General features: G+C 64.6%; 9 protein-coding genes. 3 read left to right on the top strand and 6 right to left on the bottom strand.

Annotated features, from left to right (window positions below; translation table 11 throughout):
* Positions 1-48 precede the first annotated feature (48 nt).
* The 6 genes from ABIB95_RS04825 to ABIB95_RS04800 all read right to left on the bottom strand — a co-directional run bounded on the left by ABIB95_RS04825 (position 49) and on the right by ABIB95_RS04800 (position 9,603).
* On the bottom strand, positions 49-1,497 hold the full coding sequence (locus ABIB95_RS04825; protein WP_354238066.1) for an HlyD family type I secretion periplasmic adaptor subunit: 1,449 nt from the start codon (positions 1,495-1,497) through the stop codon (positions 49-51).
* Positions 1,484-3,616: a type I secretion system permease/ATPase gene (locus tag ABIB95_RS04820; protein ID WP_354238065.1), complete on the bottom strand. Its 2,133-nt coding sequence runs from the start codon at positions 3,614-3,616 to the stop codon at positions 1,484-1,486. Before ABIB95_RS04820 ends, ABIB95_RS04825 begins: the two co-directional genes overlap by 14 nt.
* A gap of 27 nt (positions 3,617-3,643) precedes the next feature.
* Positions 3,644-6,493 (bottom strand): beta strand repeat-containing protein, encoded by a 2,850-nt coding sequence (locus ABIB95_RS04815; protein WP_354238064.1) that lies wholly within the window; start codon positions 6,491-6,493, stop codon positions 3,644-3,646.
* A gap of 496 nt (positions 6,494-6,989) precedes the next feature.
* The gene (locus ABIB95_RS04810; RefSeq protein ID WP_028147753.1) at positions 6,990-7,478 is read right to left on the bottom strand and encodes a hypothetical protein; all 489 of its coding nucleotides are present in this window, start codon (positions 7,476-7,478) and stop codon (positions 6,990-6,992) included.
* Between the two features lie 166 nt (positions 7,479-7,644).
* A complete protein-coding gene (locus tag ABIB95_RS04805; RefSeq protein ID WP_014495779.1) occupies positions 7,645-8,097 on the bottom strand; it encodes a DNA polymerase III subunit chi in 453 nt (150 codons plus the stop codon).
* A 6-nt stretch (positions 8,098-8,103) separates the two neighbouring features.
* Positions 8,104-9,603 (bottom strand): leucyl aminopeptidase, encoded by a 1,500-nt coding sequence (locus ABIB95_RS04800; RefSeq protein ID WP_354238063.1) that lies wholly within the window; start codon positions 9,601-9,603, stop codon positions 8,104-8,106.
* A 341-nt stretch (positions 9,604-9,944) separates the two neighbouring features.
* On the opposite strand from ABIB95_RS04800, the gene lptF reads away from it, so the two are divergent.
* Genes lptF through ABIB95_RS04785 form a run of 3 tightly spaced genes read left to right on the top strand, consistent with a single transcriptional unit; the run spans position 9,945 to position 14,694 of the window.
* On the top strand, positions 9,945-11,114 hold the full coding sequence (lptF, locus tag ABIB95_RS04795; RefSeq protein WP_063983679.1) for an LPS export ABC transporter permease LptF: 1,170 nt from the start codon (positions 9,945-9,947) through the stop codon (positions 11,112-11,114).
* A complete protein-coding gene (lptG, locus tag ABIB95_RS04790; protein ID WP_063983680.1) occupies positions 11,111-12,208 on the top strand; it encodes an LPS export ABC transporter permease LptG in 1,098 nt (365 codons plus the stop codon). The genes lptF and lptG overlap by 4 nt, the downstream gene beginning before the upstream one ends.
* A complete protein-coding gene (locus tag ABIB95_RS04785) occupies positions 12,208-14,694 on the top strand; it encodes an LPS-assembly protein LptD (protein ID WP_166096043.1) in 2,487 nt (828 codons plus the stop codon). The genes lptG and ABIB95_RS04785 overlap by 1 nt, the downstream gene beginning before the upstream one ends.
* Positions 14,695-14,734: the final 40 nt, after the last annotated feature.

Raw genomic sequence — 14,734 nt, 5'->3', positions numbered from 1 at the left:
CGGTGAGACCACTCAAGCCGTTGAAACGCCTGGCTTAATCAGCAGACATCAGCGTTCCCGCATGATCTCATGCCGGTAGCGCTGCAATGGCGATAACAGGTAGCTCAAAATGGTGCGCGAGCCGGTCCTGATCTCCACTGTCACGGCCATTCCCGGTGACAGGCTGACGAGGCGATCGTCCACCTGCATTTGCGTGCGATCGAGCGAGATGCGTGCGCTGTAGCTCAGCTCCTGGCCGTTGGGCTCGCTGCTGTCGCGCGGCGTCCCGAGCGCGCGGTCGCTCCCCGGCGGACGATCGCGGATAATGGCGTCCTGCGAGACGCTCAGCACCCGTCCCTCCAGCAGGCCGTAGCGGGTGAAGTTGAAGGTGTCGATCTTGACGGCGGCGTCCTGCCCGGCCTCGACGAAGCCGATGTCGCGGTTGGAGATCATCGCCTCGACCTCGAGCCGCGTATCTGACGGCACGATCACGAGCAGCGATTGCGCGGGCGTGACCACACCGCCCACGGTGTGGACCGCAAGCTGCTGCACCACGCCGTCGACTGGCGAGGTCAGCTGCTGGAGCCGGGTCCGCTGCTGCGCCTTGATCAGATCCCGCGCGACGCCATTGGCTTTCTGCTCGCTCTTGGCGAGTTCGTCGGACAGGCTCTTGCGATACTCCGCCACGGCCTGGGTGCGGGTCTCCCGGATCGCGGCGACGGCCGCCTCGGCTTCCTTCAGATGGCTGCTCTGGACACGAAGCTCCTCCTGCTGCTCGATCAGAAGCTGAAGGGTCTCGTAGTATGTCAGTTTCGAGCCGATTTCCTTCTCCATCAGAATCTTGCGGATATCGACGCGCTGCTGGGTGACGGGGAGCAACGCATCCAGCTTGTGGATCGTCGCCGCGATGGTCTGGTGCTCGGCCTCCTTCTGCGCCTGCTGGCGCGACAGCGCAGCTAATTTGGCGCGATGCTCGCCGACTTGACTTACGAGAAGCTGCCGCTGCGTCGCGACCAGTGCGAGGTCGGCGTCTCCAGGCACGACGAGATCGGCGAAGGCGTCTTCGCCGCTTGCAAGCGCGGCACGGAGACGCGCGACATTCAGCCGTTCGGCCATGAGATCGTCATGCAGGTGATCGCGCTCCGCGGCATTCACGGTCGGATCGAGCTCGATCAGCACGTCGCCCGATTTGACCGCCTGCCCGTCCTGCACGTGGATGGCGCGCACCACCCCGGTCTCGAACGGCTGGACCACCTTGCTTCGCCCGCTCGACACCACCTTCCCGGTTGCGGACGCCACGATGTCGATCGTGCCCCATGCCGACCACGCGAGTGCCGCGCAGACAAGGAGCATCAGGGCGATCGCGATGGCCCGGCCGATCGGTGACGGTGGCGCCTCGGCAATCTCCAGCGCCGCGGGCAGGAAGGCGATCTCTTCCGTGCGCCGCCTCTTCGCTTTCCGGAAGGGAACGACGGTCTGCTCCGGCCGCGGGGCCGGCACCGCGCTAGCCGACCTCATAGATCCCTCCCTGGAGACGATGCAGGGCCGCGTATCGGCCACCGGTCTTGATCAACGCGTCATGCGTGCCGTCCTCGACCAGACGGCCGCGCTCCAGCGTGAAGATGCGATCGGCGCCGCGAACGGTGGACAGCCGATGCGCGATGATCAGAACGGTGCGGCCCCTCGCGATCTCCTTCATGTTCTCATGGATGATCCGCTCGCTTTCATAGTCGAGCGCGCTGGTCGCTTCATCGAAGATCAGGATGCGGGGATTGGTCACCAATGCGCGGGCGATCGCGATGCGCTGGCGCTGCCCGCCCGAGAGCGTCGAGCCGCGCTCGCCGACGACAGTGTCGTAGCCTTCGGGAAGCTCCAGAATGAAATCATGCGCGCCCGCAAGTTTTGCTGCGTCCATGATGCGATCCATCGGCAGGGTCGGATCGGCCAGCGCGATGTTGTCGCGCACCGAGCGGTTGAACAGCATGTTGTCCTGGAGCACCACGCCGATCTGGCGGCGGAGCCAGGCCGGATCGGTCATCACCAGATCCATTCCGTCGATTAGCACGCGGCCGCCTTGCGGAACGTAGAGCCGCTGCACCAGCTTGGCGAACGTGCTCTTGCCCGAGCCCGACGATCCGACGATGCCGACGGTTTGCCCGGCCGGAACATCGAACGAGACGTCATGCAGGATTTCCGGCCCATCGAGCCGGTAGCGGAACGACACGTGCTCGAACCGGATATTGCCCCGGATCGGCGGCAGCCCCGCACGCGCCGCCGAATAAGCCGGCTCTGCCGCGCTGTTGAGGATGTCGCCAAGCCGCGCGATCGAGAGCCGCGCCTGGTGAAAATCCTGCCAGACCTGGGCCAGCCGCAGCACGGGCGCCGAAACGCGCCCCGCAAAAATGTTGAAGGCTACGAGCTCGCCGACGGTCAATGCGTCGCCGATCACGAGGCGCGCGCCGACATAGAGAATGGCGGCGGTCACGACCTTGCTGACGAACTGGACGAGCTGGCTTGCGGTGTTGCCGAGGCTGGTGACACCAAAACTCGCCGAGACGTAGCCGGCGAGCTGCTCTTCCCAACGGCGCTGCATCTGCGGCTCGACCGCCATCGCCTTGAGCGTCTCGATGCCGCTGACGCTTTCGACGAGGAACGCCTGGTTCTCGGCGCCGCGGCGGAATTTCTCGTCCAGCCTGCGGCGAAACAGTGGCGTCGCCACCGCCGAGATCGCGATGTAGAACGGGAACGACGCCAGCACGATGCAGCTCATCAGCGGCGAATAGGCGAACATCACCGCCAGGAATACCGAGGTGAAGAACAGGTCGATGAGCAGCGTCAGCGACGAGCTGGTGATGAAATTGCGAATGTTCTCGAGCTCGCGAACCCGCGCCACGGAATCACCGACGCGCCGCGCCTGAAACCATGCCATCGGCAATGCCAGAAGGTGGTGGAACAGCCGCGCCCCCAGCTCCACGTCGATGCGATTGGTCGTATGCGCAAACAGATAATTACGCAGGATACCCAGCACCGTGTCGAACAGCGAGACGACGACGAGACCGATGACAAGCACGTCGAGCGTGGACAGCGAGCGATGCACCAGCACCTTGTCGATCACGACCTGGAAGAACAGCGGCGAGATCAGCGCGAAGAGCTGGAGAAAGAACGAGGCGGCCAGCACCTCGCCGAACAGCCGCCGGTACTTGCCGATCGCGCCGATGAACCAGGTGATGTCGAAATGGCGCCCGAGGTCGGAGAGCCCGGCGCGCCGGGCCATCAGGATCAGTCCGCCGTCCCAGATCGCGCACAGCTCGTCGCGCTCCATCAGCACCGGGCGCTGGGCCTGCGGCGATTGCACCAGCACCTTGTCAGCGGAGGCCTTTGCGATGACCATGAAGCTGCCGTCGCGCAGCATCGCGATCGCCGGCAGCGGGCTGCCCGACAGACGACTCCACTGCGTTCGATAGGTTCGTGCCTTGAGGCCGAGAGATTTGGCGCAGCGGATGATCTCCGCTGCGCCAAAGATAGCCGTTCCGGTCCGGTGCTTGAGCTGGTCGCGGTCGGCCGCAACACCCTGCAAATGCAGCAGGGTGAGCAGCGCGTCCAACCCCGTATCGGTCGAGACCGCGTTCGTGGTCATGGGCGTTCTCCGGGCCGGAGCCTAGTGTCAGGCGTGCTGCGGCGGTGCGAGGGTCTGGCTCTGTGCCGCGTGCGGATCGGGCAATGGCATCTCGCCATGACCGTCACCTGCCGGAACGAGGTTTGCCGCCATGGCCTGGTTGAGCAGCATCGCGGCCGCCATCGCCCCGCCCCCGTTGATGACGACGTTGTTGCCGGGGCCACCGTCGAGGACGTCCTGTCCGCCGCCACCGATCAGCACGTCGTCACCCGCCCCGCCCGCGAGCGTGTCGTTGCCGGGGCTGCCGATGAGGACGTCATCGCCATTGCCGCCATTGGCGACGAGCTGGATGCCGCCGTGCAGACCGGAGGCCGTGATGACGTCGTCGCCATCGAGGCCGTTGATCACGATCCTATCGCCTGTGCCGGCATCGGTGATGTTGATGTCCTGACCAAGCCCCGACACCGTGATGATGCCGTCGTGCTCGGTCACCGTGATGACGTCGCTGCCGCTGGTTCCGTTGATCGTCACCGTATCCGCGGCGCCGTCATTGGCGCCGAGGTCGAGGTTGACCTGATTCACGCCGGTCCCGGAGAGGTCGCCAACCGTGATGTTGTCGGCACCACCGAGGGCGTTGAAGTTGATATGCTCGACGCCGTTCAGGTCCATCGCGATGGCAGCAACATCGCGGGTGAACAGCACCCGGCCGCCATTGGCCGAGATGTTGATGTTCTCGTTGATGTTGGCGCCGTTGAACAGCAGCGTATCGGTGCCCTTGCCGCCTTCGACAATGTCGCTGCCGTCGCCGGGATTCCAGACGAAGGTATCATCGCCGGCGCCGAGATTGGCAACGTCGTTGCCACGGCCGCCGTTCACAATGTCATTGCCGGCACTGCCGGTGATGGTGTCGTTGCCGTCACCGCCGTTGATGTTGAGGCTGAACGGCTGCCCGGCCTTGATGGACGAGGCATTGATGACGTCGTTACCGCCTCCGCCGTTGACGGTCAGGACGTCACCGGCATCGGCGTGAGCGATGGTCACCTGCGCCGCAAGGCCGTTGACAACGATCGATCCGCCAGAGGTCGTGATCGAGATGTTGTCATCGCCTGCGGTGCCGTTCACGGTCACACGATCTGCCGCACCGTCACCACTCTGGCTGCCGGGGCCGGCACTGAGGTCGATCGCCACCTGCGTGACGCCGGTGCCGGAGAGATCGTTGACGGTGATGTTGTCGGCGCCGCCGGCGGCAGCGATCTGCACATGCTCGACGCCGTTGAGATCCATGGTGATGGCGCCGACGTCGCGGGTGAGAAGCGCGCGGCCGCCATTCGCCGAGATCGACATGTTCTCGGCGACGTTGGAGCCGTTGAACACCAGCGTATCCGTTCCCGCGCCACCTTCGACGGTGTCGCTACCATCACCGGGATTCCACGTGAAGAGGTCGTCGCCTGCGCCGAGAAGAGCGACGTCGTTGCCGCGGCCACCGGTGACCTTATCGTTTCCGTCGCCGCCGATCAGGGTGTCGGCGCCCTGACTGCCGGTGATGGTATCGTTGCCCGCGCCGCCGTCGATGGTCAGCCCAATCGCCGCAGCAAGTAGCGATGCATCGATGACGTCGTTGCCGCCGAGCGCCTGGATCACCAGCCGGTCGTTGGCAGCTTCCGCATTCGCGATCGTCACGACTTCGGGCAGGCCCGTCACCGTCACGGTCGTCCCGTTGGACGTGACCTCGATGTGCTGGCCGCCGTTAGTGCCGTTGACGGTCACCGTGTCGGCCGCGCCGTCGCCTTGCGTGCCGCCGGGAACGGCTCCGAGATCGACCAGCACCTGCTTGACGCCGGTCCCGGAGAGATCGCCGACGGTGATGTTGTCGGCGCCGCCGCGTGCATCGAATTCGATCTGCTCGATGCTGTTGAGGTCCATCGTGATGTTGGCGACGTCGCGGGTGAAGCGCACCCGGCCACCATTGGCCGAGATGTCGATGGTCTCGTTGATGTTGGCTCCGTTGAACAGCAGTTTGTCGTTGCCCGATCCGCCTTCGACCGTGTCGCTGCCGTCGCCGGGATTCCAGATGAAGGTGTCGTCGCCCGTCCCTAATTGCGCGACGTCGTTGCCGCGTCCGCCATTGACGATGTCGTCGCCGCTGCCGCCGATCAGGAGGTCGTTGCCGTCGCCGCCGGTGATCCTGTCGTTGCCGGCGCCGCCGTCGAGCGTCAGCGAGATCAGGCTGGCGAGTCCATTGCTTGCGGTGATGACGTCGTCGCCGCCGCCGGCGTGCAGCACAAGATTCTCCGTCGTGCCGATGTCGAGCGAAAATGGCGCCGCGCCCGTCCCGTCGAATCGCACGCGCGTGCCGTTCGCCGTGATCGTGAACGTCTCCGGGTCATTGCTTCCGTTGATCTGCGCGGTGTCGTTGCCGTCACCGCCCTCGAACAGGTTGGTGCCGCCCCCCGGATTCCAGATCATGAGGTCGTTGCCGGCTTCGCCGAACAACTGGTTGTCGCCGCTGCCGCCGTCCAGCGTGTCGTTCCCCGCGCCGCCGAACAGCAGATCGTTGCCGCCGCCGCCCTTGATCGTGTCGTCGCCGGCCTGCCCAAACAGCAAATCGGCACCCGAGCCGCCCGTGATCCTGTCATTGCCGTCGCCGCCGAAAATGTGCACCGCGGGCATCGGGCCGTTGGATTCGTTAACGGTGATCGTGTCGTCGCCGCCCTGACCGAAGATGTCGATCTCATTGGTGTTGGCCACAGTGGGATCGCCACCGATCGTCTTCACCTGCCCGTTATTGATGAGAATGCGGCCCGACTTGTCGCGGCTGATCACGACGCCGTTATTGGCGCTGTCGCCGAAAATGGTGAGCTGGCCCGTAACCGGGGAGAAAACAGAGGTAGTAGACATTCAAATATTCCTTCGATCGATCTAGCCCCTCCCCTCGATGCGTAGCAGTGGTGCGGATGTCTTACTTGAAGCACTGCTTTAGACGCGCGTGATTATTCTGGAGATTTCCTCCAGTTTTCCTCCGGGCTGGTTTCGAAAGCGGATGCAAACGCTCTCACATCACGAATTGCCGATCACGTATAACGGCAGCGTGACTTTCGAAGGCGCGCGAATCCCACCAACGCATTGATGCGCGCGCAGAAGCCACAGCTCGAAGCGACGACGCATTCGTTTTGATGAGATGGCGAATTCGATCGGTGCTCTCGTGCGCCGGACACGGCGCAGCACGATAGTGGTGCGCTGCTGAGCCGGGGCTCATGATCGAGAGAGACTGGATCGAGAGAGACTTGATCGAGAGAGACCTGGTCCCGGCTCTGCGCAGCAGCCCATAGCGCGTCGAAGACGCGCGTGGACGCGCTGATGGCGCTGCAGCGCGTCCGGGACGCGAGAGTTCGGCTTACGCCGACTTCTTCTTCGGCTTCGGCTTGGTCGCCTTCGGCATGACAGGCGCTTCCGGCGTGCCCTCGATCGAGGACAGACGGCCGGACGTGAAGGTGTAGATGCCTGCGCGCGGACCGGTGCTCCAGGTGACCACGGCAACGCGCCGACCGGCGGCGTCACTGGAGAGATTGACGGTCGAGGGCGCCCCGATGCCGCGCACCACATCGCATTCGGTGTGACCGAGCGCGACCGTGCCGCCCATGGGCGCCGGCGCCGTCGTCGAAGCATTGGCGTCAGCCGGCCCAGGGGGCGGCGTCATGCCGGGACAGGCGCCGTCGGCGCTGACCAGATCCTCGGCCGTCACGGGCTTGTCGGGGGTCAACGGTGGCGATTCGATTGAGATGCTCTTGATGAACAGGCGGCTCGGCGTGTTGAACCACTGGGCATCCTTGGACAACAGGTCGGTCCCCGAGCAGCCCGCGAGCAGCGGTGCTACGGCAGCCAACGCAACTATGAGCGAGCTGGGAAGCTTTTGATGTCGCACGATAAACTAAATTCCCCGCATGAAGGACCGGCCCTAAGCGATTGTCCCAACATCACTTTGCGGCACGAAGGTGACAAAAGCCAGCATCGCCCGAAAAGTGCAAATTATCATTAATTGCAAACGACCGCTAATTCCGGCGCTGCCAACGGCCCCGTTCGTCGGCCTGCCAATAGGTGACATCAAATCCCCGCGCCTTGCAATCCGTCCAGGCGCTCCGGGCAAACGCCAGCGCGTCCGGATCGTCGCCGTTGAACAGCAGCACCATGCGCTCATAGCCCTGCGCGTCCTGCGGCAGCGCGGCGTTGTCGACCAGGAAGCGGACATTGGCGCCGTTGGGATTGTCCTCCTCGATCGCCAGCACGATCGGCTGATCGGCGGCATCGTTCACGCGCCATGTCGCGTGCGGCAGGAAGGAATCGTCGCGGTAGGTCCATAGGTGCGCGTCGAGCGCATCGGCGCGCTCCGGCGAGGTCGACTGCACCACGACGCGCCAGCCGCGCTCGAGCGACTTCTCGAGAAGCGGCGGCAACACGTTCTCCACCGTCATGTTTTGCAGATGGTAGAAAAGGACTTCGGTCATCTCAGATCATTTGCGCTCGTAGTGGTCGGCGACCAGACGGTCGAGCAAACGGACACCATAGCCGCTTCCCCAGCTCTGGTTGATGTCGGTCTTCGGCGCCCCCATCGCCGTGCCGGCGATGTCGAGATGCGCCCAGGGCGTACCGTCGACGAAGCGCTGCAGGAACTGCGCCGCGGTGATCGAGCCGCCATGGCGGCCACCGGTGTTCTTCATGTCGGCGAACTGGGAATCGATCAGCTTGTCGTATTCGGGGCCGAGCGGCATGCGCCAGACCTTCTCCCCGCTCTCGATGCCGGCCGCGAGCAGACGGTCGGCGAGTTCGTCATTGTTGGAGAACATGCCGGCATGCTCGGTGCCGAGCGCGACCATGATCGCGCCGGTCAGCGTCGCCAGATCCACCATGAATTTCGGCTTGGTCTTTTTCGCCACGTACCAGAGCACGTCGGCCAGCACGAGGCGGCCTTCGGCGTCGGTGTTGATGATCTCGATGGTCTGGCCCGACATCGAGGTGACGATGTCGCCCGGCCGCTGCGCATTGCCGTCGGGCATGTTCTCGACGAGGCCGATGGCGCCGACCACATTGGCCTTGGCCTTGCGCGCCGCCAGCGCATGCATCAGGCCAACGACGCAGGCGGCACCGCCCATGTCGCCCTTCATGTCCTCCATGCTGCCGGCCGGCTTGATCGAAATGCCGCCGGTGTCGAAGCAAACGCCCTTGCCGACAAAGGCGACCGGTGCCTCGCCCTTCTTGCCGCCGTCCCAGCGCATGATCACGGTGCGGCTTGGCCGCGACGAGCCCTGGCCGACACCGAGCAGCGCGCCCATGCCGAGCTTGTCCATCGCCTTGACGTCGAGCACCTCGACCTTGACGCCGAGCTTGCGGAGCAGGCCCGCGCGGCGCGCGAACTCCTCGGGGAAAAGCACGTTCGGCGGCTCGTTGACGAGGTCGCGCGCGATGATCACGCCGTCGACGACATGGCCGGCCGAGCCAAACGCCTTCTTCGCCGCGGTGGCATCGCCGACCGCAAGCGAGACGTCGGCGCGCAAGCCGCCCTCCTCGCCGTCTTTCTTTTTCGTCTTGTAGCGATCGAACTTGTAGGCGCGCAGCCGCAGGCCCGAGGCGATCGCAACCGCCTGCTCGCTGGTCATGGCGCCATCAGGAAGTTCCGCGATGATGGTCATGGCAGCGGCAGCGGCCGAAAGCTTGCTCGCCGCCACGCCGCCGAATTTGAGGAAGTCGTTCGCCTTCAGGCTCGCCGCCTTGCCGGCGCCGATCACGACCAGGCGGGTAGCCTTCACCCCCTCCGGCGCCAGGATGTCCAGCGCGGCGCCGCTTTTGCCCTTGAAGCCGGCGGCGGAGGCCGCCCGCTTGACCAGCTCAGTGGCGCCGCCGAGTGCCTTGGCCGTCGCCGGACCGAGCTTCAGAGTGTCGTCGCAGAACACGACCAGGATGCCACGGGCGGCAGCAGACAACGGGACGAAGCCGACCTTGATGGCATCGGACATGGGTAACTCCTTCAAAACATCGGGCTTTTCGTCGCTGGGCGGACCCGGCCACGGGCCGGAGCTGAACGACGATTCACTGGACTTTCCCCACTATGGGCCACCGGCGCGGTGGCTGCCAAGCACCCCCGTGGCCGCCGGGCCACAACGAGGGAAATATTAACCATATATTGACGGCGCCACGGGGCAGCCATTTTGTTGATGGATCAAAGGGATGGTAGTGAGAGAGTAAGCCGGTGGTAGAGGTGGTTGGCCGACCTTGGGGATCCCCTGATCGGGGATTGGTTGGGCAGCCGGACTTCCGGCCTGCATTGGGGCGCTGGTGGGGATTCGTGCGGTAGCGCATGGGGTCAATCGATAGGTATATCTTCCGCACGACGCTGGCGTCGTTTGCGCTGGTCCTGGTCAGCCTCACCGGCGTGATCTGGATTACGCAGGCGTTGCGCGGCATCGACCTGATGACGAGCCAGGGTCAGACCATCCTGACCTTCCTCGGCATCACCAGCCTCGTCGTGCCGGCACTGGTCCTGATCATCTCGCCGATCGCGCTGATGATCGCGATCTCGCACACGCTGAACAAGCTCGCGACCGATTCCGAGATCATCGTGATGAATGCCGCCGGCTTCTCGCCGTTCCGGCTGTTCTATCCGTTCTTCTACGCCACCTGTGTCGTGGCGCTGCTGGTCGCCTTCATCGCGGCCTATCTCGCCCCCGACGGCATGCGGCGGATCAAGCAGTGGGACGCCGAGATCACCGCCGACGTGCTCACCAACATCCTCCAGCCCGGCCGCTTCGCCCAGCTCGACAAGAACCTGACGATCCGGATCCGCGAACGCCAGCCCGGCGGCATCCTCGCCGGGATCTTCATCGACGATCGCCGCGATCCCAACGAGCGCGTCTCGATCGTCGCCGAGCATGGCGAGGTCGTGAAGAACGATAACGGCTCGTTCCTGGTGCTCAAGGACGGCAATCTCCAGCGCTTCGAGGCCGGCAAGCGCGATCCCGCGCTGGTGGCGTTCGGCCGCTACGGCTTCGACATGTCGAAATTCTCGGGCCAGGGTCACGACGTCACCCTCGGCATCCGCGAGCGCTATCTCTGGGAGCTGTTCTCGCCGTCCGAGGACGATCCGGTCTACAAGCAGATTCCCGGACAGTTCCGCTCGGCTCTGCACGACAGCCTGCTGGCGCCGATCTATCCCTTCGCCTTTGCCGTGCTGACCTTCGCCTTCCTCGGCGCGCCGCGCACCACGCGCCAAAGCCGCAACTTCTCGATCGGCGGCTCGGTGATCGCCGTGTTCGGCCTGCGCATGGCAGGATTCGCCTGCTCGGTGATGGCGGTGAAATCGCCTGGCCCGGTGCTGTTCCAGTACGCGATGGTCCTTGGCGCCATCGGCGTGGGGCTGTGGTTGATCATCGGCGGCATCGTGGTCGAGCCGCCGCCCCGCCTCATGGAGGCCATCAACAGGTCGAACGCGCGCATCGCGCGGCTGTTCGGACGGCCGGCCGCCGCATGAGCATGCTCACCAACACACTCGGGCGCTATTTCGCCGGACGCTTCGTCGTCGCAGCGCTCGGCGTGTTCGCGGGCATCTTCCTGCTGCTGGTGCTGGTCGACTACATCGAGATGGTGCGCAAGACCTCAGGGCTCGCATCCGCCTCCGCGATCATGGTGGCCGAGACCTCGCTGTTCCGGGTCCCGCAATTGCTCGAGAAGCTGACGCCGTTCTGCATGCTGATCGGCGCCATGACCTGCTATCTCGCCCTCTCCCGCCGGCTCGAGCTCGTGGTCGCGCGCGCCGCCGGAATCTCCGCGTGGCAATTCATCTCGCCGGCTCTCGGCAGCGCGCTCCTGATCGGGGTGATCGCCACCGTCGCCTACAATCCGATGTCGGCGAACCTGCGCGAGCTGTCCAAGCGCATGGAAGCCGAGCTGTTCGGCTCGGCCCCCGGCGGCGGCATCCAGGACGCCTCCGGCTTCTGGCTCAATCAGGTCACCAATGACGGCCAGGTCATCATCAATGCGGCGCGCAGCGAGCAGCAGGGCGTCCGGCTGACCGGCCTGACCCTGTTCCGATTCGATACGGACTGGCATTTCAAGGAGCGGATCGAGGCGCGCGAGGCGGCGCTGGAGTCCGGTCACTGGCTGTTCAAATCGGTGCGCCGCTTCTCGCTGGATTCGCCGCCGATCGACCAGGCGACGTTGGAGATTCCGACGACGCTGACCGAAGCCCAGATCCGCAACAGCTTTTCCACACCCGAGACTGTGTCCTTTTGGCAACTACCGAGCTACATCCGCTCGTCCGAGAGCTCGGGCTTCGCGACAGCCGGCTATCGACTCCAGTATCACAAGCTCCTGGCACAGCCGTTTTTGCTGGCCGCCATGGTGATGCTGGCGGCTTCGGTGTCGTTGCGTTTCTTCCGGATGGGCGGCGTGCAGAAGATGGTTTTGAGTGGCGTGGGCGCAGGCTTTCTGCTCTACGTTTTGTCGAAAGTGACTGAAGACTTGAGCAAGGCTGAGTTGATGCATCCGATCGCTGCGGCGTGGTTGCCCGCGGTGGTGGGCGGCCTCACCGGCTTTTTGGCCTTGTTGTATCAGGAGGACGGTTAGTGACTGCCGTCCATCGAGGGCTCGTGTCTCGTTTGACGCAGCGTACTGTGGTGCGCGCGAACGGATACGGCTTGTCCATTCGCAGGCTCCTGCTGGCTGTCGCCGCCGTGGCGTCGCTCGGCGGGCTGATGGACGTTGCGGCCGTGACGCCGGCCTCCGCTCAGAGCTTCACCTACAATCCGCTGCCGCCGCGTGCGAAGCCGCCGAAGGTCGCCAACGACAACCAGATGCTGGTTCAGGCGACCGAGGTCGACTACGACTACAACAATTCGCGCGTCTCCGCGGTCGGTAACGTCCAGCTGTTCTACAACGGCACGAGCGTCGAGGCCGACAAGGTCATCTACGACCAGAAGACCAAGCGGCTGCATGCCGAAGGCAACGTCCGCATGACGGATGCCGACGGCAAGATCACCTATGCCGAGATCCTGGATCTCTCCGACGACTACCGCGACGGTTTCGTCGATTCGCTGCGCGTCGACACCGCCGACCAGACCCGCATGGCCGCGAGCCGCGCCGACCGCTCCAGCGGCAACTACACGGTGTTCGAGAACGGCGTCTACACGGCCTGCGCGCCGTGTAAGGACGATCCGAAGAAGCCGCCGCTGTGGCAGGTCAAGGGTGCGCGCATCATCCACGACCAGCAGGAGAAGATGCTGTATTTCGAGACGGCACAGCTCGAATTCTTCGGCGTGCCGATCGCCTACATGCCCTATTTCTCGACGCCCGACCCGACCGTGAAGCGCAAGACCGGCTTCCTGATGCCGGGCTTCACGTCGAACACGCCGTTCGGCTACGGCGTCGAAGTTCCGTTCTACTGGGCGATCGCGCCCGATATGGACATGACCTTCAGCCCGCGCATCACCTCCAAGCAGGGCGTGCTGTTCCAGGCCGAGTACCGCCAGCGCCTGATGGACGGCGCCTACCAGATCCGAGTCTACGGCATCGACCAACTCGACCCCGGCGCACTCGCCGGCCAGCCCGGCGACCGCCAGTTCCGCGGCGCCGTCGACACCAAGGGTCAGTTCGCGCTGAACGACAAGTGGGTCTGGGGCTGGGACGGCGTCGTCATGTCCGACTACTACTTCTTCTCGGACTACCGCTTGTCGCAATACCGCGATCCGCTGGGCTCGTTCCTGTATCTGCCGACCGACGCATTGTCGCAGCTCTATCTGACCGGCGTCGGCAATCGCAGCTTCTTCGATGCGCGCACGATGTACTGGCTGAGCTACTCGGGCAACCAGAGCCAGGTGCCGATCGTCTATCCCGTGATCGACTATTCGAACGTGCTCAACTATCCGGTGTTCGGCGGCGAGTTCAGCTACAAGACCAACTTCACGAACCTGTCGCGTGACACCGCGGTGTTCGATCCGATCACCACGCTCGCCAATACCGCCAGCCTGTGCACGACGACGTCGGCCGATCCGCTCGCGCGCACGCCGTCGCAGTGCCTGCTGCGCGGCGTCCCCGGCACCTACACCCGCCTCACGGCGGAAGCGCAGTGGCGCAAGTCCTACACCGACCCGTTCGGCGAGATCTGGACACCGTTCGCCAGCCTCCGCGCCGACGCGATCAACGCCTCGATCTCCAACCAGCCGGGCGTGTCGAACTACCTGCCGGTCGGCGACACCCAGGCGTTCCGCCTGATGCCGACCGTCGGCCTCGAATACCGCTATCCCTTCATCAACGTTCAGCCCTGGGGCTCGACCACCATCGAGCCGATCGCGCAGGTCATCATCCGGCCGAACGAGCCCTATGCCGGCAAGTTCCCGAACGAGGACGCCCAGAGCATGGTGTTCGACACCTCGAACCTGTTCAGCGTCGACAAGTTCTCCGGTTACGACCGCGTCGAGGGCGGCGGCCGCGCCAATGTCGGCGTGCAGTCCACCACGCAGTTCGACAAGGGCGGCGCCGTCAAGGTGCTGTTCGGCCAGTCCTACCAGCTGTTCGGCCTGAACTCCTACACGGTCCAGGACACCATCAACACCGGCCTTGATTCCGGCCTCGACAAGCCGCGCTCGGATTACGTGGCGAGCGCCAGCTACTCGCCCAACAGCACCTACACGTTCAGCGTCCGCTCCCGCATGGACGAGCAGACCTGGAACGTGCAGCGCTTCGAGGCGGAAGGCCGCGCCAACTTCAATCGCTGGTCGGTCAGCATGATGTACGGCAATTACGCCGAGCAGCCGGAGCTCGGCTATCTGACGCGGCGCGAGGGCATCCTGACCTCGGGCTCGATCAAGGTCGCGGCCAATTGGGTGGTGACCGGCTCGGCGCGCTGGGACCTCGAGGCCAACAAGATCAACCAGTATGTGCTCGGAGCGGGCTATGTCGACGATTGCTTCGTGCTCGGCGTGAACTATGTAACTTCGTATAGTTACTCTGCGGGCACGGCGCCGCCCGTACTGAACCACGCGTTCATGTTCCAGATCGGCCTGCGCACGCTGGCGACCTCGACGGGGTCCAGCTCGTCCGCCGGCTACCAATGAACCGTCTGAAATGACGGCCGGGCTCTCCCGAGAGCGAGCT

Source organism: Bradyrhizobium sp. LA2.1, assembly GCF_040547725.1.
Lineage (GTDB): Bacteria > Pseudomonadota > Alphaproteobacteria > Rhizobiales > Xanthobacteraceae > Bradyrhizobium > Bradyrhizobium barranii.
Note: the sequence above shows the minus strand (reverse complement) of the source record. Positions and strands in the feature narration are given on the sequence as shown.